Source organism: Rhodoferax sp. LB1P47, assembly GCF_056521445.1.
In genome coordinates this window covers 21,973-42,589 of the sequence record NZ_JBWMAU010000024.1, presented here as the reverse complement: position 1 = coordinate 42,589, position 20,617 = coordinate 21,973, and the positions used below count along the sequence as shown (strand labels likewise).

Below are 20,617 nucleotides of genomic sequence, written 5' to 3'. Positions count from 1 at the left end.
GCTGCCAACACGGTGGTGATGGCGGCGGTCAGGGTGGTTTTGCCGTGGTCAACGTGGCCGATGGTGCCCACATTGACGTGGGGCTTGGTACGTGTGAACTTTTCTTTTCCCATTTTTAACTCTCCAAGGAGCTCCGAAGAAAATAAACCAAATTTACCCAAACCTTGGCGCCTACTGGGTTCGACGCGCCTTCAAAAATACTGGTGCCCATTCCGGGAATCGGACCCGGGACCTCTCCCTTACCAAGGGAGTGCTCTGCCACTGAGCCAAATGGGCACTTGTTGTTTGCATTAGAAGATTCAAAGCAAACAACCTCAACTAACTATTGACAAACGCCTTTGGAGCGGGAGACGGGAATCGAACCCGCGTCATTAGCTTGGAAGGCTAGGGTTCTACCATTGAACTACTCCCGCATTCAGAAGCCCTTGCATCCAATGCGAAAAATTCACGCGAAACCCAAAACCCGCTTGTCAATACTTTCAAAACTTCCATGTTCGCTGGTGGAGAGGGCTGGATTCGAACCAGCGTACTCGTAAGAGGGCAGATTTACAGTCTGCTGCCATTAACCACTCGGCCACCTCTCCGGCGAAGCCTCAAATTATAGCACAGAGATTTCGGCTGCCGAATTTCTCTGTATTTGAACGCATGCGAATCATACCTTGCCTTTGGCGGTAGATCCGCGCAGCACGTCGAAGCTTTTGCTGTTTGAAGCTGGCTACCAGGTGACCTGGGTGCATCCCGTCTGAATAAGGAAGTCGTTGGTCCGTTGAAAATGACCACATCCGATAAAAGGGGCGGGGGGGCGCAATGCGGATAAGGGGGAAGGGTGGTTGGATTGCAGCACTAGGATCTTGTGGCCATTGGCTGTGGCAACGCGCTGGACTAGGGCGGCCTTGGCTTGTGCGTGGGCGCCCCAGAGCAGGTAGACGCACACCGGGGCCGTTTGCGCAATCTGCATGACAACGGCATCGGTCAACGCCTCCCAACCGCGTTTGGCGTGACTGGCGGGAAGTCCATCTTCGACCGTCAGGCAGGTGTTGATCAATAAAACACCTTGTTTGGCCCAAGATACCAGTGATCCGCCTGGGGTGCCGGGGGAAATACCTTCTTGTTGTAGCTCTTTGAAGATGTTGCGCAGTGAGGGCGGTGGTTTGATGCCGGGTGCTACAGAAAATGCAAGTCCTTCGGCTTGGCCGGGGCCGTGGTACGGGTCTTGTCCCAGGATGACCACCTTGACAGCGTTCAGCGGCGTGAGTGTCAGGGCTCGCAAAGGCTGCGGCGGATAAATCTTTGCTTTTTGTGTCAGGCGCTGGTTCAGGAATTGACCGAGCTGTAGGCCTTCCGTTGATGCAAGAAAGCGGGCCACGCATGGCTGCCAATCCGGTGCAACCGAGCTCGCCAGCGGTGGCCAGTTTTGCAAGCAATCCTCTCGAAATAGAGGCATGGCGGATGCTTTACTTTCCTGTGAACAGACTCGCTAGCGCTACGCCGGGATCGGCTGCGCGCATGAAGGCTTCACCGACCAAGAATGCGTTGACTTTGGCGTCGCGCATGCGCTGCACGTCGGCGGTGGTCAGGATGCCGCTTTCGGTGACCAGCAGGCGGTCCGCTGGGACGTCTTTTTGCAGCATCAGTGTGGTGTCCAGGCTGACTTCAAAGCTGCGCAGATTGCGGTTGTTGATGCCGATCAGTGGGGTTTTTAACTTCAGGCTGCGCTCCAGTTCGGCGGCATCGTGCACCTCTACCAGCACCGCCATGTCCAGTGAGAGGGCAATGGCTTCCAGTTCGGCCATCTGGCCATCGTCCAAGGCGGCGGCGATCAGCAAGATGCAGTCGGCACCCATCGCGCGGGATTCGTAGACCTGGTAGGCATCGACGATGAAATCTTTGCGCAATACCGGCAGCTGGCAGGAGGCCCGGGCTTGTTTCAGGTAGTCCACCTGGCCCTGGAAAAATTGTTTATCAGTAAGCACTGACAAACAGGCTGCGCCATATTCTGCGTAGCTTTGGGCGATGTCTGCGGGGATGAAGTCGGCACGCAATACGCCTTTGGATGGGCTGGCTTTCTTGATTTCGGCGATGACGGCGGCCTTTCCTTGCGCAATTTTTTTTCGCATGGCGCCGACGAAATCGCGGGTGAGTACGCGGGATTCTGCGTCGGCACGTATGTCTGCCAAGGAGGTGCGGCGCATCGCTTCGGCGATTTCTGCGCGCTTGACGGTGATGATTTGTTCGAGGATGTCAGACATGGATAGGCTCAGGCAGGTTCAGCGGGAATGCCTGTGCATTATCTATCCCACCCATTCACGGCAGCTCTGCACTCCCCATGCGGGCCACTATCGTGGCGGCGCGGCTGCCCAGGTAGCCGGAATTGGGCAGTTTTTCAAAATACTTGGGTCGGGGCAGCATGACGGCCAGCCGGGCGGCCTCGAATGCGCTGAGGCGGGATGCGGATTTGCGAAAGTAGTGCTGGGCTGCCGCTTCTGCACCGAACACGCCTTCGCCCCATTCCACGTTATTCAGGTAGATTTCCAGAATGCGCCGCTTACTCAAAAGTTGTTCCAGCAGCATGGTCAGCACGAATTCTTGTCCTTTTCGCAGGAGTGTTCGCTCGCCCGACAGCAGTAGATTTTTGGCCAGTTGCTGGGTAATGGTGGATCCGCCGATCACTTTGGGCGGGCGCGGTGTGGCTGCCGTTTTGGCTTTGGTCGGGATGGCCTGCTTCGCGGCGCGCTCCTGGGCTTTTTCGTTTTTTTTCCAGGCTTTTTCCAGTGCCTCCCAGTCCACGCCATCGTGGTTGGTGAAGCTATCGTCTTCGGATGCAATCACGGCCCGCTTGAGGTTGTCTGAAATCTGGCTATAGGGGAGCCATTCTTGGCGCCAGCGCAGACTTTTGTCGGGGCTGGTCAGCAACCGCCACGCCTCCGAGCGCTCAAATGCGGTGGACTGCGGATCGACCGCTGCCATCAGGGCGATGCGGCCGATAAAAAAAAGTTGCAATGCCAGGGTGGCAAAGACCACCAGTACCAGCCAGCGTACGACCGAGCGCATGGTGTCAACCCAGCGTGGCGCGCAACTCGGCCAGCACCTGGGCGGACGGTGGACGTGCGCCGCGCCACAGCACAAAGGCCTCGGCCGCCTGCTCGACCAGCATGCCCAGGCCGTCGCGCGGGGTGGCTTGGTGCGTGTGTGCCCAGTCCATAAAGCCTACTGCTGCCGGGCCGTACATCATGTCCAGTGCCAGGGTTCCGGGCTTCAAGACGCGGGGCGATACCGGGATGCCTGCTCCGCTGAGGCTGCTGGCGGTGGCGTTGACCACGACATCAAAAGAGGTTTGTACGGCGGTCAGTTCGGCGCTTTCTAGCTGGACGCCGTGTGTTTGCGCCAGTGCTGCGTGGCGTGCCACCAGGGCCTGGGCCTTGCCTAGCGTGCGGTTTGCCACGGTAATGCGGCGGGCTTGGGTGGCGATCAGCTGGCCCAGCACCCCGGCGGATGCACCACCGGCGCCGATCAGTAGCACGTCCTGCCCGGCAAGCGCGACCCCTGCATTGTTCTGGATGTCGTTGACCAGGCCTACGCCATCGGTGTTGTCGGCATGGATGCCGTCGGCACGAAAGTGCAGGAAGTTGCAGGCACCTGCCAGCAGGGCGCGCGCAGATGCGTGTTGGGCCAGCTGGGCCGCCTCGAATTTGAAGGGCACGGTGATGTTGCAGCCTAGCCCGCCCTCGGCGCGGAAGGCGGCAATCGCCTGCGCAAAGCCCGCCAAGGGCACTAGGCGCTTGTCGTATTGCAGCGTGTGGCCCATCAATGCGGCAAAACGGGCATGGATCCACGGCGATCGGCTGTGTTCAATCGGGTGGCCCATGACGCAATAGCGGTCCATACAGAGTTTTCCTGGCTGAGATAAAAGATTCAGGGCGGGGCGCTGACTTTGGTTTCCAGCGTTTGGTCGCGGGTGAAGCGAAAGCGTGACACCACCACCAATTGGTCTACCTTGCCCCGCATGGCTTCGCTGAACGGGCCAAACGGTCCGGCGTTGCGCACGATGGCTTCGGCGCGCCGGTCCAGCGTGCGGTTGCCTGAGCTTTCGGCGATCTGGGTGGCCAGCACCTGGCCGTCAAAGTTGACGGTGACGATCATGGTTAGCGCGCCGTAGAGCTTTTTACCGGCGATTTCGGGGAAATTTTCGGTACCCCGGTCTTCTACCCGGCGGCGCAGGTTGTCGTAGTACACCGCATACACCTCCTCGCGGGTGGATGGGCTGACGTAGCGGCGCTTGGGGCGGGCGTTTTCCTGGTTGATGCGGCGTTCGATTTCGGCCAGCAGATTCAGCAATTGGCGGCGTTTTTCTTCTTGTGCGGCCGTTTCGGGGGCGTTGCTGGCCTGTTTGGGGTCGGGCAGCGGCAGATTCGACAGTTGTTGGCTCACCTGCGCCAGTAGCATGGTTTGCTGCTGTTGCATGGCGTCCATCTTTCGCTGGGTGGCCTCCATAGTTTCGCCCAGGTCAGTGAGGGCTGATGGTGGTAGCGGGGAGGTGGCACGGCCCGCCTCCGCCTCGCCGCCCCCGGCGAGCGATGCCTGGGCGATGGCCGTGGCGCGGTCGGGCGGGGTGGTGGATTGGGCATTCACCAGGATGACCTCTAGCGGGGTGTCTTTGAACACCCGGTTGAAGGAATCAGGGGCGATGAAGCGCAGTGTCAGCAATCCGGCGTGCAGCGCGATGGATACCCCCAGCGCGAGCTGGAGGGTGCTGACGTTGCGAAAGATGCGCCAGTTCACGGTGCGGTGTCAGCGGCGACGGGTGCGGCTTCGGGCTCATTCATATCGACGGCGATGGCAATCGGCCCGGCGGCGCTGTCGTCCTCGTCTTCCTCTTCCTCTTCGGTCTGCGCGTCGGATGCGGCTTCGACGGGGGTGTCCATCCGTTCCACCACGGTGCCGTGCACGTCCAACGTGATTTCGTCGATGTCGCCCAGTTTCACCCGCACTTTGGCTCCGCGCGGCGCATCGCCCAGCACGGGCAGCACCAGTGGCAGGTCGTCGGCGCGCACCATGCCGTCTTTAAATACCGTACCGATGATTTCGGTGATGCCGTTTTGCTGCAAATACTTCAGCGTCCAGAAGCGCTCCATCGCGCCCTGGTGGCCGTTGTAGGTGGCATAGGCCGCGTCAAACATCGAGATGATGGAGAACAGGTCGGCATCTTTGGGCTTGAACGGCGCGGCCAAGGCGGCGGTTTTGCCGTGCCGGGCGCAGGCGATGATTTGCCACTGGTTGACCAGGTCGGTATAGCGGCGCAGGGGCGAGGTGCTCCAGGCGTAGCTTTTCACCCCGATGCCCGCGTGCGGCAAGGCCTTGGTGCCCATGCGGACCTTCACGCCCGGCAGCATGCTGGCCTGGCTGCGGTAGATGCCGGGCACGCCGTTCTCGGCCATCCAGTTGCCCCAGGTGCTGTTGGCCAAAATCATCGCCTCGGCCACCATCAGGTCCAGCGGTGCGCCGCGTTGGCGGGTGGTGATCTGCACCTGCTCGTTGCCCACGGGTTCGTCGGCGGTTTTGCCCACCAGCTTGAAGTTGTAGTCGGGGCGGTTGAAGTTCTCGGGCTTGCCGCGCACCACTTCGCGCTGGGCTTTCAGGTGTTTGGCGAGGCGGTATAAAAATGATAGCTGCTCACGCTGTATAGATATGCACTGAGTGCCAATTTCATGCTCAAAGTCCGGGTTTTCCAACCACTCGGCTGTCACCAGGGTATCGAGCTGGTCGTGGCGCAGGTTGGCGGCGATGTGGACCCGTTCCAGCTTTGTTTCGGTGGCGGTGATCTCTAGCGTGGCTTCATCCAGCGTGGCGTACAGCGACACGGCCGGGCAGTCGCGGCCCTCTTGCAGGGTGTAGTTTTGCACCACCGCGTCGGGCAGCATGGTCAGCTTGTAGCCCGGCATGTAGACGGTGGACAGGCGGGCCCGGCCCAGCTGGTCGATAGCGCTGCCGGGCGTGATAGCCAGACCCGGCGCGGCGATGTGGATGCCCAGTGTCACCGTGCCCGTGCCCAGGCCCTGCACCGACAGCGCATCGTCGATCTCGGTGGTTTGCGAATCGTCGATGGAGTACGCCTGCGCGGTGGACAGCGGCAACTCGTCGGTGATGAGCGGTGCGTCCAGCGCCGGGAAGCCGGTGCCCTTGGGAAAGTTCTCCAGCACAAACCGCCGCCAATGGAATTGGTAGGGCGAGTCGATGGCCCCGGCGTGCTGCAGCAGCACCAGCGGGGCCTTGTGGGTGGCGCGGGAAGCCTCGACCACGGCCTTGTATTCAGGGCCGTTTTTATCGGGTTTAAATAATATTTTGTATAGCTGCTCACGCACAGCTGGTGGGCACTGGCCCTGGCTTAGCTCCTCCGCCCAGATCGTAATTTGTATAGCAAGCTGCTGCTTCTTTTCAATCGCCGCCAGCGCCAGTTGCAGGATGTCGGCCGATGCCTTGCGAAACCGCCCCTTGCCCGCGCGGCGGAAGTAGTGCGGTGCTTCAAACAGGCGCAGCAGCATGGCGGTTTGCTGCTCCAGCGTGGCGTTAAGGCTGAAATAGTCGCGCGCCAGGTCGGCAAAGCCAAAGTCGTCCTCGGGGGCGAACTCCCAGGCCATCTCTAGTTCGATCTCGGTGGCGACCAATTGGGCACCCTGCAACAGCACGGCGGGCGTGGGCTTGTCGAACTTCAGCAGCAGGTTGGCGGCTTTGACCTTGACCCGCTTGCCACTGTCGAGCTCGACCTGCGCGGACGACTCCGCTTCGGACAAGATGCGGCCGGCCATGAATTTTCCGGCTTCTTCAAATAATGCAAACATGGCCTGAATTCTCCCATGCTGAACGGGCTATTTATTTAGGGGATGGGCCGGGCAATAGGTTGAGAAAGCGAAATACACCGTCGATGTGCGTGTCAAAGTCGGTCAGCGCATGGTCGCCCCCCTCCAATAGCGTGGGCTGGGCGCTGGCGTAACGGGCGGCCATCTCGCGCCAGTCCAGCACCTCGTCGCCCTTGGCGATTAGCACCTGGTAGCGCTCGGGCGGGGGGTGGTTGTGCAGTGTCAGCGCCTGCAATTCGCCGATGAAAGTAGGCTCAAAATAAAAGCGCTCTTTGGGATTTTGCCAATTGGTTTGCTCGCCGATGTGCCGGGCCAGGTCCCGTGCCGGGTCTACGGCAGGATTCAGCAGCACGGCTTTACAGCCGGTGTGCTCGGCGATTCTGGTGGCATAAAACCCGCCCAGTGACGAGCCGACCACCGCCATGTGGGCCCACGGCCAGTCGGCAATTCCTTGGCGCAGCAGGGCGATGGCGGCTTGCGGTGAGGGCGGGAGCTGGGGGCACCAGCAGGTCACGCCGGGGTGCTGTGCCTGCACCCGTGCGACCATCTGCCGGGCCTTGGCCGATTGCGGCGACGAGCGAAAGCCGTGGAGATAGAGCAAGTGGGTCACAAAAGTAGGCATAAGCATGCGAAGATGCTATCAAAATAGTATGCACTCCTTGCTAGGATGAAGTGGTTTTAGCGGCTACGATGGCTGTCTTCGGGGGCGCAAGTCCCGACAGATGTAACGATAGAAATTCATGGCTGAACGATCCCCCGCCGAAATTGCGCGCGAAACCTTCAAACTGCTCAGCGTGCGAAAGCTGGCACCCACGCCCGACAACTACCAAGCCATCTATTACGAAGTGGCGGGCACTATGGTGCCGACGCACTTCCCGTTTGAGCGCTTGCGCATGATCGCGGCGGCCTTGCCCGCTAAAAACCCAGGTCAGCAAAAGCAATGCGGTCTGCTGGAATCCGCCATTGCCCAGCGCAGCTGGGATGGTGTGCAAAACGCACTGGTTGGCTACGCCGGTTTTGGGATGGTGAATGCCAGTGCAGGTTTCGGTGATAGCGGATTTGGGGCATCCCTGCCCCCCGCGAGCGCCCACAGCAACCCGGCACTCACTCCTGAGTTCATGGAGCAAATTGCCCGCCTGATTGATAACGCGTTGCCTGCGCTGGGAACCGATGATCCCCGTTTTGTAGAACAGGCCCGCGAGTTGCTGGTGTTTATCCGCCAGCCCGTGCCCGACTTGCCACGCGCTAAAACCATGCTGGCTAACTTCACCCACCGGCTGTCATTCACCGCCGAAGACCAGGCTGAAATCAAAACGGTTTTGTTACAGCTGCTGCACTTGGTCTTTACCAATATTGGCGAACTGTGCATGGACGACCAGTGGTTGCGGGGCCAGATCGACGCGTTGATTGAGGCCTCTACCCCGCCCTTGAGCCTGCGCCGCCTGGACGACGTGCAGCGGCGGTTGGTGGATGTGATCTCCAAGCAGTCCGAAGCCAAGGAGCGCGCCTTTGAGGCCCAGGCACAAATGCGCCAGTTATTGGCCGCATTCGTGGACCGGCTGTCGCTGATGGGCGAGTCCAGCGGCATCTACCACGGGAAAATCGAGGAGTGCGCACGCCAGATCGAGCAAGTTACATCCATTGAAGAATTGGGCCCGGTACTGCAAACCGCCCTTAGCGCCACCCGCAGCATGGCGCTAGACACGCAAAATTCGCGCGACCAGCTCCAGTCCATGCGCGATAAAACCGCCCAGGCCGAGGTCGAAATCAGCAAGCTGCACCTGGAGCTGGACCGCGTCAGCGCCCAGGCCCGGCACGACCCACTGACTGGCGCGCTGAACCGCCGAGGCATGGACGAAGCGATCCAGCGCGAAATCGCCAATGCCCGGCGCAAAGGCTCGCCGCTGTGCCTGGCGTTGCTGGACATCGACAACTTCAAAAAACTCAATGACGATCTGGGCCACGAGGCTGGTGACGAAGCGTTGACCCACTTGGCCAACGTCACCCGCGAATCCATGCGGCCGCAAGACACCCTGGCCCGCTACGGCGGTGAAGAGTTCGTTATCGTGCTGCCCGACACCCTGCTGGAGCTGGGCGTGGGCACTTTGACCCGGTTGCAGCGCGAGTTGACCAAAAAATTCTTCTTGCGCGACAACCAGAAGGTGCTGATCACCTTCAGTGCCGGAGTAGCGCAGATCGGTGCGGACGAATCGGGCGGCGACTGCATCAAACGCGCCGACCAAGCCATGTACCTGGCCAAGCGCAACGGCAAGAACCGGGTTTTAGCCGGCTAGCATCGCCGGGCCTAGGCCAGCCGCGATAATCGCGGGATGTCTGTTGTCTTTGAAAAACCACCGCTGTGGCAGCGCGTCGGGCCACTGTTTCGTGGCTTTGACGGCCCGTTGGCGTTTGCCGTGTTCATGCTGGGCTGTGCGGGCCTGCTCACCATGTATTCCTCTGGCTACGACCACGGCACCCGCTTTGTGGACCATGGCCGCAATATGTTGCTGGCCGGGGCGATTTTGTTTGTGGTGGCGCAAATCCCGCCACAGCGGCTCATGGCGTTTGCCGTGCCGCTGTACACCATTGGAGTGGCTTTGCTGATTGCGGTGGCGATTTTTGGTGTCACCAAAAAGGGCGCCCGGCGCTGGCTCAACTTAGGGGTCACCATCCAACCCAGTGAGATCCTCAAAATCGCCATGCCGTTGATGCTGTCGTGGTGGTTTCAGCGGCGCGAAGGGCAGTTGCGCCCGCTGGACTTTTTGGTCGGCGGCCTGTTGCTGGCGGTGCCGGTGGCCTTGATCGTCAAGCAGCCCGACCTGGGCACCGCCATTTTGGTGATGAGCACCGGGCTGTCGGTGATGTTCTTTGCGGGCCTGAGCTGGAAGCTGATCGTGCCGCCATTTTTGCTTGTGCTGGTGGGCATGGGTTTGGTGGTGCTGTATGCGCCTGATCTGTGCGCCGACGGCGTGCGCTGGGTGGTTCTGCACGACTACCAGCAGCAGCGCATCTGCACCCTGATGGACCCGACCCGCGACCCGCTGGGCAAAGGCTTTCACATCATCCAGGGCATGATCGCCATCGGCTCGGGAGGGGTTCTGGGCAAGGGCTTCATGCAGGGTACACAAACCCACCTGGAATTTATCCCCGAGCGCACCACTGACTTTATTTTTGCGGCCTTTTCCGAAGAGTTCGGCCTGGTCGGCAACCTGCTGCTGATTACCGGATTTTTGTTTCTGGTGCTGCGCGGGCTGGTGATCGCCATGGACGCGCCGACGCTGTTCTCGCGCCTGCTGGCGGGCAGTGTGACCCTGATCTTCTTTACCTACGCCTTCGTCAATATGGGCATGGTCAGCGGCATTTTGCCGGTGGTCGGCGTGCCCTTGCCCTTCATTAGTTATGGCGGCACGGCCATGGTGACGCTGGGGCTGGGGCTGGGTATCTTGATGTCGATCGCCAAAGCCCGGCGGTTGGTGCAGTCTTGAAGTTGCTCTTGATGTTGCGTTGACCGGCCTAAAATGGTTACATGATCTCTCGCGAACCCACCCTCGAACGTCTTGCCATTGCCCAGTCGCTCCTGCTGGAGCCCTTTGGCCTGACACCCGCCCACCTGAGCCGCGCGCTGGCTGAAATCACCTCGCACAAGGTGGATGATGCCGACCTGTACTTCCAATACACCCGCAGCGAGGGCTGGAGCCTGGAGGAGGGTATCGTCAAAACCGGCTCCTTCAGCATCGACCAAGGCGTGGGCGTGCGGGCTGTCAGCGGCGAAAAAACCGCTTTTGCCTACTCCGACGATATCTCGGAAGCTGCCTTGCTCGACGCGGCCCGCACTGTGCGGTCTATTTCGGCTGCAGCGCAGAACAAGCGTGCGAAGGTAGCTACACAAAAAATAGCAAAAAGCCGCAGCCTGTATCTGGGCGTAGACCCCATCGCCACGCTGGACAGCACCGCCAAAGTTAAGCTGTTGGAGCGGGTCGAAGAGCTCGCCCGTGCCAAAGACCCGCGCGTGGCCCAGGTCATGGCGGGCTTGGCTGCCGAATACGATGTGGTGATGGTCGCCCGTGCCGACGGCACTCTGGCCGCCGACGTGCGCCCGCTGGTGCGCCTGAGCGTTACCGTGATTGCCGAGGCTACCGTCAAAGGCGTGGTGCGCCGCGAAATGGGTTCGGGCGGTGGCGGTGGCCGCTTTGGCCTGGCCTACTTTGACGATGCCATGCTCAATGAATACGTGGATGCCGCCGTGCACGCCGCGCTAACCAACCTCGAATCCCGCCCGGCCCCGGCGGGTGTGATGACTGTGGTGCTGGGTTCCGGCTGGCCCGGCATCTTGCTGCACGAAGCCATCGGCCACGGGCTGGAGGGCGACTTCAACCGCAAGGGCTCTAGCGCCTTCAGCGGTCGCATCGGCCAGCGCGTCGCGGCCAAGGGCGTGACCGTGCTGGACGACGGCACGATCGCCGATCGCCGTGGTTCGCTGAATGTGGACGACGAAGGCTGCGCCAGCCAGCGCAATGTGCTGATCGAAGACGGCATCTTGAAGGGCTATATCCAAGACGCCATGAACGCCCGCCTGATGGGCGTCAAACCCACCGGCAATGGCCGCCGCGAGAGCTATGCCCACATTCCCATGCCGCGCATGACCAACACTTACATGCTGGGCGGCGACAAAGACCCTGCGGAGATCATCGGCAGCATCAAAAAGGGCCTGTACGCCAGCAACTTTGGCGGTGGCCAGGTGGACATCACCTCGGGCAAGTTCGTGTTTTCGGCCAGCGAAGCCTACTGGGTGGAAAACGGCAAGATCCAGTACCCGGTGAAGGGCGCAACCATCGTCGGCAGCGGCCCCGAGTGCCTGAAGAAAGTCAGCATGATCGGCAACGACATGAAGCTGGACCCGGGCGTGGGCACCTGCGGCAAAGAGGGCCAGAGCGTGCCTGTGGGCGTGGGCCAGCCCACCTTGCGGATTGACGGCTTGACCGTCGGCGGCACGGCCTGAATTTCAAGTTCGGTGCCTGTGGTACATTGATTCGCTATGACTCAACGCGTGTTTGCCTACTTTTACTTTTGGTTCTCGGTCCCCGGCGGATGAGAGGCTAAGTTGTAGACAAACAAGCACTCATACAAACCGCCGGAGCCTCAGCTCTCAGGCGGTTTTTTTTCGTTCCATCATTCCCTTTTTACATAAAATCCACAGGAGCCACCGTATGAATGCAAAGTCACAGCCCACCAGCGACAACTGGTATGCGTCCGTCGAAAAAACCAGCAAAACCGACGACGAACGCATCAAGGACATCACCGTGCTACCTCCTCCAGAACACCTCATCCGGTTTTTCCCCATCAGCGGCACGCCGGTCGAGACGCTGATCTCCAGCACCCGCAAAAATATCCACAACATCATGGCCGGCACCGACGACCGCCTGCTGGTGGTTATCGGCCCGTGCTCTATCCACGACCCGGCCGCAGCCCTGGAATACGCCCGCCGCCTGACTGTGCAGCGCGAGAAATACGCCGACACGCTGGAGATCGTGATGCGCGTCTACTTCGAAAAGCCCCGCACCACCGTGGGCTGGAAGGGGCTGATCAACGACCCCTACCTCGATGAAACCTACCGCATCGACGAAGGCCTGCGCATTGCCCGCCAGTTGCTGATCGACATCAACCGCCTGGGCCTGCCCGCCGGTAGCGAGTTCCTGGACGTGATTTCGCCCCAGTACATCGGCGACCTGATTGCCTGGGGCGCGATTGGCGCGCGCACGACGGAGAGCCAGGTGCACCGCGAGCTGGCCTCGGGTCTGTCGGCCCCCATCGGCTTCAAGAACGGCACCGACGGCAATATCCGCATCGCCACCGACGCCATCCAGGCGGCGGCGCGCGGCCACCACTTTTTGTCGGTCCACAAAAACGGCCAGGTTGCCATCGTGCAAACCAATGGCAACAAAGACTGCCACGTCATCCTGCGCGGTGGCAAGGCCCCTAACTACGATGCTGCCAGTGTCGCCGCTGCCTGCGCCGAACTCAGCGCCGCCAAAATGCCCGCCACTTTGATGGTTGATTGCAGCCACGCCAACAGCAGCAAGCAGCACGAGAAGCAGATCGACGTGGCCCGTGACATCGCTGGCCAGGTGGCCGGTGGTTCGCACCAGGTATTCGGCTTGATGGTGGAAAGCCACCTGGTCGAAGGCGCACAAAAGTTCACCCCCGGCAAGACCGACCAAAAGTCGCTGGCTTACGGCCAAAGCATCACCGATGCCTGCCTGGGCTGGGAGCAGTCTTTGCAGACGCTGGAGATTTTGTCTGCCGCTGTGCAAGCGCGTCGGGCGGCTTGATTCTGGCCAGCGGAGTTATTGCAATGGCATTGGACCGCCCTATTTTCTGGCTGGGTTTGGCGGGTCTTTCGCCGCAGCAGCGGGCCGCGCTGGTCGCGGTGTTACCCAGCCAGCCGAGCAGCCTGCCTGCTTGGCGGGTGGCCAAGTTTTTGGAGGCGGATGCCTGGTGCGTGAATGGCGCGGCGGCCCGGTTGTACGACGACGGTACCCTAGCCGTGCCCGACAGCCGCAGTGCCGAGGCGGATCTACTGCTCAAACTTGACGCAGTGGACCGGCCATTGGCGTTCACCACCCCGCTGGCGGTGCCAGAAATTGAGCCATTAACCACCTTCAACCCAGACTCCGAGCGCGCGGTGCTGATGGTGCTAAAAAAGTTCGAGACCTGGCTGCAATCCCTGCGGGCGCAGTATTTTCTGGGAGCTTTGCTGCACCGGATGCTGGACAGTCTGCCGCACGCTGCGTACACGCTGACCCACCAGTCCGTATTGCTGGCGGTGGTGGATATCTCCCAGCGCCGCATCGACTATTTGGTGGATGCCAGCCCGGTGCAGCTGGAGCAGGCCCAGTGGGACCAGTGTCTGCCTGGCAATCATGTGAACGCGTATGCCGTGCCATCCCGCTTTAAACACGTGGGCCTGCGGGAGGTGATGTGGCAGTTTGCCCAGCACTCTGCCGCCGACTTGCTGCCTGCGGCCTTCCGGGTCGGATCCATTCTCCTGGTGCGCCAGCCCCAGGTGCCCGAGGCATTGCTCAAGGATTCCCAGCGCACGCTGCTGCGCGCATTGGAGGCGGCCCCCACCAGTCTGGCGCAGCTGCTGCTAAGTGGGTTGGATGCCGAGCAACTGGGCCGTGATCTGGCCAGTCTGTACTTTGATGGCGCGGTGTCGGCCGCATCGGGCGAGGTGTCCTGGTTGCCATCCAACCACCGAGAAATTTAAGCAAAAATGGCCTCTAGCGCATATTTTGTATGCGCTAGCAGCTATTAATTTCATAGCTATTGCAGTGCATTGAGTAGTTTGGCGTGGATGCCGCCAAAGCCACCATTGCTCATGCACAGGATGTGGTCGCCCGGCTGGGCGGCGGCGGCCACCTGTGCCACCAGCGCATCGACTGTGTCGGCAACCTGGGCCCGGTGGGCCATCGGCTCCAGGGCGCTGCGGGCATCCCAACCCAGCCCGCCACTGTGGCAAAACGCCAGATCGGCATCTTCCAGGCTCCACGGTAGTTGGGCCTTCATGGCACCCAGTTTCATGGTGTTGCTGCGCGGCTCAAACACTGCCAGGATGCGTTGGCCGGGCCCGATGCGGCGGCGCAGGCCGTCTACCGTGGTGCGGATAGCGGTGGGGTGGTGTGCAAAGTCGTCATACACGGTGATGCCACGCACGCTGCCGATGACTTCCATGCGCCGTTTCACGTTCTGAAATGCCCCCAGCGCCCGTGCCGCCACATCGGCGGGTACGCCCAGGTGGTCGGCGGCAGCGATGGCCGCCAGCGCGTTGAGCTGGTTGTGCACGCCGCCCAGCGCCCATTCCACTGTGGCCACTGGCTTGCCGTGTTGCAGCACTTCGAAGTGGTGCGGTTCGCCCTGGGCCGTGAAGTCGCTCACCGCCGCGCCAAAGCTGCGTACCTCGCTCCAGCAGCCCTGGTGCAGCACGCGCGCCAGGCTTTCCTCCAGCCCGTTGGCCACGACCCGGCCGGTGCTGGGCACGGTGCGCAGCAGGTGGTGGAATTGGCGCTCGATGGCGGGCAGGTCGTCAAAAATATCGGCGTGGTCGAATTCCAGGTTGTTCAGCACGGCGGTGCGTGGGCGGTAGTGCACAAACTTGCTGCGCTTGTCGAAAAAGGCCGTGTCGTATTCGTCCGCCTCGATGACAAAGGCCTTGCCCGCTCCCAAACGGGCGGAAACCCCAAAATTCAGCGGCACGCCGCCGACCAGAAAGCCCGGCTGCAGCCCGGCGTGTTCCAGAATCCACGCCAGCATGGCTGTGGTGGTGGTTTTGCCGTGCGTGCCCGCCACCGCCAGCACATGGCGGCCTTGCAGTACGTGCTCGGCCAGCCACTGCGGGCCACTGGTGTAGGGCAGGCCCGCGTCCAGAATCGCCTCCATGAGCGGAAATTTAGGGCTGCCATCGGCCGTGCGGGCACGCGACACCACGTTACCAACCACAAACATGTCGGGCTCCAGCGCCAACTGGTCGGCCGAGAAGCCTTCGATCAGCCCAATGTCCAGAGCCCGCAACTGGTCGCTCATCGGCGGATAGACCCCTGCGTCGCAACCGGTCACCCGGTGACCTGCCTCTCGCGCCAAAGCCGCCAAGCCGCCCATGAAGGTGCCGCAAATACCCAAAATATGAATGTGCATGCGGGGATTTTAGGGGGCGCAAAAGGTGCAGAATTCGCCGGATGGATGCATTGACTTTAGAGATCGCCGAGACCGCCGCCCGCATGGTGGTGGAGGACGGCCTGGAATACGGCCCGGCCAAGCGCCGCGCTGCCACACAATTGGGCGCCGGCCGCGCGCCTTTGCCGGGCAACGATGCCCTGGAAGATGCTGTGCAGGCTTATATTGACCTGTTTTGTACCGACACCCAGCCCGGCGAGTTACGCGCTTTGCGTTTGCTGGCGCTGACCTGGATGGAGCGTATGGCCCCGTTTCGGCCGCATCTGTGCGGCGCGGTCTGGCATGGCACGGCGACCCGTTTGTCCGACATTACTATCCAGATGTTTTGCGACGACTCCAAGTCTGCCGAAATTGCCTTGATCGACCACCGCGTGCCCTACACCCCGGCCACCGTCACCGGGTTTCGCGGCGAACCGGTCGAGGCGCTAAGCTTTGCCAGTGTGTGCCCGGAGCTGACAGAGGCCGTGGGCGTGCATTTGATGGTCTATGACCTGGACGATCTGCGCGGGGCCTTGAAGCCCGACGCCAAAGGCCGCGCCCCCCGGGGGGATGCCGCCGCCGTGCGCCGTTTGCTGGCCGAGGGTGCGCCATGATGGCCGCTGCACGCCGCCGCCTCATGGGCGGGGTGGCGGTGGCTGCCGGGCTGGCGGGGGCGGGCGTGGCGTGGTGGAAATACCAGCCCGCGCCGTTGCTGTCGGGGGTGGAAGATGCGTTGTGGCGGCTCAGTTTTGACACCCCACATACCGGGCCACTGGCCATGCAGACTTTGCGCGGTCGGCCGCTGCTGTTGAACTTCTGGGCCACCTGGTGCCCACCGTGTGTGGAGGAGATGCCCATGATCGACCGCTTCTTTCAAGAAAATGCGGCCAATGGCTGGCAAGTGCTGGGGCTGGCCGTAGACCAGCCGAGTGCCGTGCGCAGCTTTTTACAAAAAACACCGGTGACTTACCCCATCGCGATGGCGGGTTTGGGGGGCACCGAGCTGGGGCGGTCGTTGGGCAATCTGGCCGGGGGGCTGCCGTTTACCGTCGTACTCGGGTCTGCCGGGACGGTGCTTCACCGTAAAATGGGCCGGGTTAGCCCTGCTGATTTACAGCAGTGGGTTGGGTTGAAATAGGGCATTCGGTGGCAAATTTGCCCCGCGCAGGCTGTCATTTACGATGGCCTGTCAAATGTAAATAAAAGAAATAAACGATCGTTGTGCGAAATTAGGGTAGATTCCACCCCTTTTCGTACATCGTGGCTGGAGGTTTTATGGATTTGCGCAAACTCAAAACGTTGATCGACTTGGTGTCTGATTCCAACGTGTCAGAACTTGAAATTACCGAAGCCGAAGGCAAGGTCCGCATCGTCAAGGGTGGTGGTGCGATGGTGTACCAAGCCGCCCAGCCCAGCATGGTGGCTGCGCCGGTGATGGCGGCAGCCCAGGCGGTCGAGGTTGTGCCTGCTGCACCAGCCGCTCCGACCGGCCATGTGGTCAAGTCGCCGATGGTGGGCACTTTCTACCGTTCGTCCAGCCCGGGGGCCAAGTCCTTTGTGGAAGTGGGCAGCCAGGTTAAAGAAGGCGACACCATCTGCATCATCGAAGCGATGAAGATTCTGAATGAAATTGAAGCCGACAAAGCTGGAACCGTGGTGCAAGTGCTGTGTGAAAACGGCCAAGCGGTGGAATACGGCCAGTCTTTGTACGTGATTGAGTAACCCACGGAGTTTGGTGGCGCATGTTTAAAAAAATACTGATCGCCAATCGTGGCGAGATCGCATTACGCATCCAGCGGGCCTGCCGCGAGATGGGCATCAAGGCGGTCATGGTGTATTCCGAGGCCGACCGGGATGCCAAATACGTCAAGCTGGCCGACGAAGCCGTATGCATCGGGCCAGCGGCATCGGGTCTGAGCTACCTGAATATGCCCGCGCTGATTTCTGCGGCAGAAGTGACCGATGCCGAGGCGATCCACCCCGGCTACGGTTTCCTGAGCGAAAACGCCGACTTCGCCGAGCGCGTGGAAAAAAGTGGCTTCCAGTTCATCGGGCCTACGCCCGAGAACATCCGCATGATGGGCGACAAGGTGTCGGCCAAACAGGCCATGATCAAGGCGGGCGTGCCCTGCGTGCCCGGTTCCGAAGGCGAACTGTCAGATGACCCGGTGGTGATCAAGCGCACCGCCAAGGCGGTGGGCTACCCGGTCATCATCAAGGCGGCTGGCGGCGGCGGCGGGCGCGGCATGCGCGTGGTGCACACCGAAGCGGCCTTGATCAATGCGGTGCAAATGACCAAGGCCGAGGCCCTGGCAGCATTCAGCAATGGCGCGGTGTACATGGAGAAATACCTCCAGAACCCCCGCCACATCGAAATTCAGATCCTGGCCGACAAGTTCAAGAACGTGGTGTACCTGGGCGAGCGTGACTGCTCCATGCAGCGTCGCCACCAAAAAGTGCTGGAAGAAGCACCTGCGCCCGGCATTCCCCGCAAATTGATTGAACGCATTGGCGAGCGCTGTGCGGCCGCCTGCAAGAAAATTGGCTACCGGGGTGCGGGTACGTTTGAGTTCCTGTTTGAAAACGGGGAGTTTTATTTCATTGAAATGAACACCCGCGTGCAGGTCGAGCACCCTGTGACCGAGTTGATTACCGGAGTGGACATTGTCCGCACCCAGATCATGGTGGCGGCCGGTGAAAAGCTGCCTTTTGCCCAGCGCCAGATCAGCATCCACGGGCATGCCATTGAATGCCGCATCAACGCCGAAGACGCATATAAATTTACGCCGTCGCCCGGCCGTATCACCATGTGGCATCCGCCCGGTGGTCCGGGTGTGCGCGTGGATTCGCATATTTACACCAACTACTACGTGCCGCCGAACTACGACTCCATGATCGGCAAGATCATCGTGCACGGTGACACGCGTGAGCAGGCTATGGCGCGCATGCGCACAGCGTTGCTGGAGACCGTGGTGGAGGGTATCAACACCAACATTCCGCTGCACCGGGAGTTGATGGTGGATGCTAAGTTCATGGCCGGTGGCACGAATATCCATTATTTGGAAGAGTGGCTCTCGCAGCACAAGCGTTGAATATTTGCACCATGTTTGAAATCAGTTTGATGTGCCCGCAAGACCGGGTCGAGGCCGTGAGCGATGCGCTGGATGCCTTGGATGCTCTGAGTGTGAGTGTGGAAGACGCGGACGCACAGACCGATGCCGAGCAAGCCTTGTTTGGCGAGCCGGGTATGCCACCGCCGAAAGACGGCTGGCAGCGCTCGCGTATCCAGGCTCTGTTTGAAACCGAGGCGCTGGCGCGTGATGCCGCTGGCGTTCTCGCAGCGCAAGACTTTTTTGCGGGTTGTGAGCTGCTGGGTATCGTCCCTGTGCCCGAGCAAGACTGGGTGCGCCTGACGCAGTCGCAGTTCACGCCGGTAGACATCACGCCAGAGTTCTGGATTGTGCCGACCTGGCACGAACCACCGGCCCAGGCGACACGTGTTATTCGTCTGGATCCTGGCCTGGCTTTTGGCACGGGCACCCACCCTACTACCCGTATGTGTTTACGCTGGATTGCCCGCCAGGACGCGGGTAGTTTGGCCCGGGTGCTAGATTACGGCTGTGGTTCGGGTATTTTGGCGATCGGCGCTGCCAAGTTCGGCGCGACCGATATCGACGCGGTCGATATTGACGATGCAGCAGTGCAGTCCACCGTGCTCAATGCCCATGCCAACCATGTGCAGCTCAAGGCCGGCTTGCCGGACCAGACACAAGGCCTATACGGCACGGTACTGGCCAACATTCTGGCGACACCGCTAAAGGTGCTGGCCCCCTTGCTGTGCGCGCATGTGGCTCCTGGCGGGTCCTTGGTGCTGGCCGGTATCCTGGAGCGCCAGACAGACGAATTGAAGGCTGCGTATGCCCCGTATGCAGCACTTGAGGTGTCAGACGGTGAAGACGGCTGGGTCTTGATGACCGCGCGCTTCTAGGCGTTTACTTGTGTAGGTTTGTGCACGGGACCCGCAGACTATGGCCTTGATTACGCGTTGCCCGGTGTGCGGGACACTGTTTAAGGTAGTTCCTGACCAGCTTCGAATCTCTGAAGGCTGGGTACGCTGCGGACATTGCGCCGAAATATTCGATGCATCCGACGATCTCCAGCAGGGTGATGCCGAACACCAGTTTCCTCCGTCACTAGACCTGTTGCCGGATATCCCGATGGCGCCTCCTGCGGTGGCCCACATGCCGGAGTGGACTTCAGCGGAGCTGGAGTCCTCGGTGATCGAACCCCCATCCGCACCTGTTTTGCCTGCGTTGGTGCCGGAGCCGCCGGAGGCCCCGCCTCCTGTGCGGCTGGCATCGACGGCGGGGCTGCTTTCTGAACCCGTGCCGATGATGCCTATTGAGACTCTGGTGTCCGAAGCCATGTCGGTGATAAAGGCGGACGATCTTCCCCTGCTTGTGCCCGAACCAATTCTCGCTGCGGATGAGGATCTCGGGGTCTACTCTTTTATCCGGGCACCGGTTTCGCCGCCGGCTGCACAGCGCACCTTTCTGCGAGGGCTTTGGGCGGGAGCTGCGGTGCTCCTATTGCTGAGCCTTGGCCTGCAAGGCATTGTCTATGGTCGTGACCGTTTGGCCGCAACATGGCCTGAAACCAAGCCGTGGTTGCAGTCCCTGTGTACGCAAATGGGCTGTGCCGTACAAGCCCTGCGGCACATCGAGGCGATCGTGATCGACAGCTCCGCGTTGAGTGCGTTGCAAAACGAGGATGCCTACCGCTTGAACATGGTGTTGAAAAACCAGTCCATGCAAGACGTGGCGATGCCCGCTATCGAATTTATGCTGACCGATAGTGATGAGCAGGCGGTGTTTCGGCGGGTTCTGACACCCGTCGAATTGGGGGCAGCATCCCGGGTGCTGTTTGCCGGGCGCGAGTGGGCGACCTCGGTGGATCTGCGGGTCACCGATAACCCCGATAAGGGCCGCATCGTGGGCTACCGCTTGTTGGCTTTTTATCCCTGACTTGCATGGACTCGGGTGCAAAGCACCCCG

General features: G+C 60.9%; 20 protein-coding genes and 3 tRNA genes. 11 read left to right on the top strand and 12 right to left on the bottom strand.

What is annotated here, in order from left to right:
- From AC0969_RS18530 to AC0969_RS18480, 11 genes are all read right to left on the bottom strand, one after another.
- A partial coding sequence (locus AC0969_RS18530; protein WP_207776369.1) for a GTP-binding protein occupies nt 1-113 on the bottom strand: 113 nt, incomplete at its 3' end.
- A gap of 88 nt (nt 114-201) precedes the next feature.
- A tRNA-Thr gene (locus AC0969_RS18525) sits at nt 202-276 on the bottom strand.
- A gap of 63 nt (nt 277-339) precedes the next feature.
- Nucleotides 340-413: transfer RNA gene (locus AC0969_RS18520), tRNA-Gly, on the bottom strand.
- Nucleotides 414-498: 85 nt separating this feature from the next.
- A tRNA-Tyr gene (locus AC0969_RS18515) sits at nt 499-584 on the bottom strand.
- A gap of 131 nt (nt 585-715) precedes the next feature.
- A complete protein-coding gene (locus AC0969_RS18510; RefSeq protein WP_479625626.1) occupies nt 716-1,444 on the bottom strand; it encodes a uracil-DNA glycosylase in 729 nt (242 codons plus the stop codon).
- A gap of 10 nt (nt 1,445-1,454) precedes the next feature.
- A complete protein-coding gene (gene trpC, locus AC0969_RS18505) occupies nt 1,455-2,249 on the bottom strand; it encodes an indole-3-glycerol phosphate synthase TrpC (RefSeq protein ID WP_479625625.1) in 795 nt (264 codons plus the stop codon).
- Nucleotides 2,250-2,304: 55 nt separating this feature from the next.
- Nucleotides 2,305-3,051: a transglycosylase domain-containing protein gene (locus AC0969_RS18500; RefSeq protein WP_479625624.1), complete on the bottom strand. Its 747-nt coding sequence runs from the start codon at nt 3,049-3,051 to the stop codon at nt 2,305-2,307.
- 4 nt (nt 3,052-3,055) lie between these two features.
- Nucleotides 3,056-3,883 carry a shikimate dehydrogenase gene (gene aroE, locus AC0969_RS18495; protein ID WP_479625623.1) on the bottom strand — a complete coding sequence of 276 codons (828 nt, stop codon included), beginning with the start codon at nt 3,881-3,883 and terminating at the stop codon, nt 3,056-3,058.
- 29 nt (nt 3,884-3,912) lie between these two features.
- On the bottom strand, nt 3,913-4,779 hold the full coding sequence (locus AC0969_RS18490) for an energy transducer TonB (protein WP_479625622.1): 867 nt from the start codon (nt 4,777-4,779) through the stop codon (nt 3,913-3,915).
- Entirely contained in the window at nt 4,776-6,836 is a 2,061-nt protein-coding gene (locus AC0969_RS18485) for a ribonuclease catalytic domain-containing protein (RefSeq protein WP_479625621.1), read from the bottom strand. The genes AC0969_RS18490 and AC0969_RS18485 overlap by 4 nt, the downstream gene beginning before the upstream one ends.
- 31 nt (nt 6,837-6,867) lie before the next feature.
- Nucleotides 6,868-7,476 (bottom strand): YqiA/YcfP family alpha/beta fold hydrolase, encoded by a 609-nt coding sequence (locus AC0969_RS18480; protein WP_479625627.1) that lies wholly within the window; start codon nt 7,474-7,476, stop codon nt 6,868-6,870.
- A gap of 118 nt (nt 7,477-7,594) precedes the next feature.
- Between AC0969_RS18480 and AC0969_RS18475 the strand changes: the two genes are divergently transcribed.
- The 5 genes from AC0969_RS18475 to AC0969_RS18455 all read left to right on the top strand — a co-directional run bounded on the left by AC0969_RS18475 (nt 7,595) and on the right by AC0969_RS18455 (nt 14,121).
- Nucleotides 7,595-9,148 carry a sensor domain-containing diguanylate cyclase gene (locus tag AC0969_RS18475; RefSeq protein WP_479625620.1) on the top strand — a complete coding sequence of 518 codons (1,554 nt, stop codon included), beginning with the start codon at nt 7,595-7,597 and terminating at the stop codon, nt 9,146-9,148.
- A gap of 36 nt (nt 9,149-9,184) precedes the next feature.
- Nucleotides 9,185-10,339 (top strand): rod shape-determining protein RodA, encoded by a 1,155-nt coding sequence (gene rodA / locus AC0969_RS18470; protein ID WP_479625619.1) that lies wholly within the window; start codon nt 9,185-9,187, stop codon nt 10,337-10,339.
- A 41-nt stretch (nt 10,340-10,380) separates the two neighbouring features.
- Nucleotides 10,381-11,853, top strand: coding sequence for a metalloprotease TldD (gene tldD / locus AC0969_RS18465; RefSeq protein ID WP_479625618.1), 1,473 nt, complete (start codon nt 10,381-10,383; stop codon nt 11,851-11,853).
- Nucleotides 11,854-12,061: 208 nt separating this feature from the next.
- Complete coding sequence (locus AC0969_RS18460) at nt 12,062-13,183, top strand: 3-deoxy-7-phosphoheptulonate synthase (RefSeq protein WP_479625617.1); 1,122 nt, start codon at nt 12,062-12,064, stop codon at nt 13,181-13,183.
- A gap of 23 nt (nt 13,184-13,206) precedes the next feature.
- Nucleotides 13,207-14,121, top strand: a complete 915-nt coding sequence (locus tag AC0969_RS18455; RefSeq protein ID WP_479625616.1) for a hypothetical protein — start codon at nt 13,207-13,209, stop codon at nt 14,119-14,121.
- Nucleotides 14,122-14,177: 56 nt separating this feature from the next.
- Here AC0969_RS18455 and mpl read toward each other — a convergent pair whose 3' ends face one another.
- The gene (gene mpl, locus AC0969_RS18450; protein WP_479625615.1) at nt 14,178-15,545 is read right to left on the bottom strand and encodes a UDP-N-acetylmuramate:L-alanyl-gamma-D-glutamyl-meso-diaminopimelate ligase; all 1,368 of its coding nucleotides are present in this window, start codon (nt 15,543-15,545) and stop codon (nt 14,178-14,180) included.
- A gap of 41 nt (nt 15,546-15,586) precedes the next feature.
- Here mpl and AC0969_RS18445 point away from each other — a divergent pair, with 41 nt between their 5' ends.
- The 6 genes from AC0969_RS18445 (at nt 15,587) to AC0969_RS18420 (ending at nt 20,587) form a co-directional block, all read left to right on the top strand.
- Nucleotides 15,587-16,177 carry a hypothetical protein gene (locus AC0969_RS18445; protein WP_479625614.1) on the top strand — a complete coding sequence of 197 codons (591 nt, stop codon included), beginning with the start codon at nt 15,587-15,589 and terminating at the stop codon, nt 16,175-16,177.
- Nucleotides 16,174-16,701, top strand: coding sequence for a TlpA family protein disulfide reductase (locus AC0969_RS18440; protein ID WP_479625613.1), 528 nt, complete (start codon nt 16,174-16,176; stop codon nt 16,699-16,701). The genes AC0969_RS18445 and AC0969_RS18440 overlap by 4 nt, the downstream gene beginning before the upstream one ends.
- A gap of 137 nt (nt 16,702-16,838) precedes the next feature.
- Nucleotides 16,839-17,285, top strand: coding sequence for an acetyl-CoA carboxylase biotin carboxyl carrier protein (accB, locus tag AC0969_RS18435; protein ID WP_479625612.1), 447 nt, complete (start codon nt 16,839-16,841; stop codon nt 17,283-17,285).
- A gap of 20 nt (nt 17,286-17,305) precedes the next feature.
- Entirely contained in the window at nt 17,306-18,655 is a 1,350-nt protein-coding gene (accC, locus tag AC0969_RS18430) for an acetyl-CoA carboxylase biotin carboxylase subunit (protein ID WP_479625611.1), read from the top strand.
- An 11-nt stretch (nt 18,656-18,666) separates the two neighbouring features.
- The gene (gene prmA / locus AC0969_RS18425; RefSeq protein ID WP_479625610.1) at nt 18,667-19,551 is read left to right on the top strand and encodes a 50S ribosomal protein L11 methyltransferase; all 885 of its coding nucleotides are present in this window, start codon (nt 18,667-18,669) and stop codon (nt 19,549-19,551) included.
- Between the two features lie 40 nt (nt 19,552-19,591).
- A complete protein-coding gene (locus AC0969_RS18420) occupies nt 19,592-20,587 on the top strand; it encodes a DUF3426 domain-containing protein (protein ID WP_479625609.1) in 996 nt (331 codons plus the stop codon).
- Nucleotides 20,588-20,617: the final 30 nt, after the last annotated feature.

Coding starts and splice junctions, on each gene's coding strand:
- AC0969_RS18510 (WP_479625626.1), bottom strand. CDS start 1,444: ATGCCTCTATTTCGAGAGGATTGCTTGCAAAACTGGCCACCGCTGGCG.
- trpC (WP_479625625.1), bottom strand. CDS start 2,249: ATGTCTGACATCCTCGAACAAATCATCACCGTCAAGCGCGCAGAAATC.
- AC0969_RS18500 (WP_479625624.1), bottom strand. CDS start 3,051: ATGCGCTCGGTCGTACGCTGGCTGGTACTGGTGGTCTTTGCCACCCTG.
- aroE (WP_479625623.1), bottom strand. CDS start 3,883: ATGGACCGCTATTGCGTCATGGGCCACCCGATTGAACACAGCCGATCG.
- AC0969_RS18485 (WP_479625621.1), bottom strand. CDS start 6,836: ATGTTTGCATTATTTGAAGAAGCCGGAAAATTCATGGCCGGCCGCATC.
- AC0969_RS18480 (WP_479625627.1), bottom strand. CDS start 7,476: ATGCCTACTTTTGTGACCCACTTGCTCTATCTCCACGGCTTTCGCTCG.
- AC0969_RS18475 (WP_479625620.1), top strand. CDS start 7,595: ATGGCTGAACGATCCCCCGCCGAAATTGCGCGCGAAACCTTCAAACTG.
- rodA (WP_479625619.1), top strand. CDS start 9,185: ATGTCTGTTGTCTTTGAAAAACCACCGCTGTGGCAGCGCGTCGGGCCA.
- tldD (WP_479625618.1), top strand. CDS start 10,381: ATGATCTCTCGCGAACCCACCCTCGAACGTCTTGCCATTGCCCAGTCG.
- AC0969_RS18460 (WP_479625617.1), top strand. CDS start 12,062: ATGAATGCAAAGTCACAGCCCACCAGCGACAACTGGTATGCGTCCGTC.
- AC0969_RS18455 (WP_479625616.1), top strand. CDS start 13,207: ATGGCATTGGACCGCCCTATTTTCTGGCTGGGTTTGGCGGGTCTTTCG.
- mpl (WP_479625615.1), bottom strand. CDS start 15,545: ATGCACATTCATATTTTGGGTATTTGCGGCACCTTCATGGGCGGCTTG.
- AC0969_RS18445 (WP_479625614.1), top strand. CDS start 15,587: ATGGATGCATTGACTTTAGAGATCGCCGAGACCGCCGCCCGCATGGTG.
- AC0969_RS18440 (WP_479625613.1), top strand. CDS start 16,174: ATGATGGCCGCTGCACGCCGCCGCCTCATGGGCGGGGTGGCGGTGGCT.
- accB (WP_479625612.1), top strand. CDS start 16,839: ATGGATTTGCGCAAACTCAAAACGTTGATCGACTTGGTGTCTGATTCC.
- accC (WP_479625611.1), top strand. CDS start 17,306: ATGTTTAAAAAAATACTGATCGCCAATCGTGGCGAGATCGCATTACGC.
- prmA (WP_479625610.1), top strand. CDS start 18,667: ATGTTTGAAATCAGTTTGATGTGCCCGCAAGACCGGGTCGAGGCCGTG.
- AC0969_RS18420 (WP_479625609.1), top strand. CDS start 19,592: ATGGCCTTGATTACGCGTTGCCCGGTGTGCGGGACACTGTTTAAGGTA.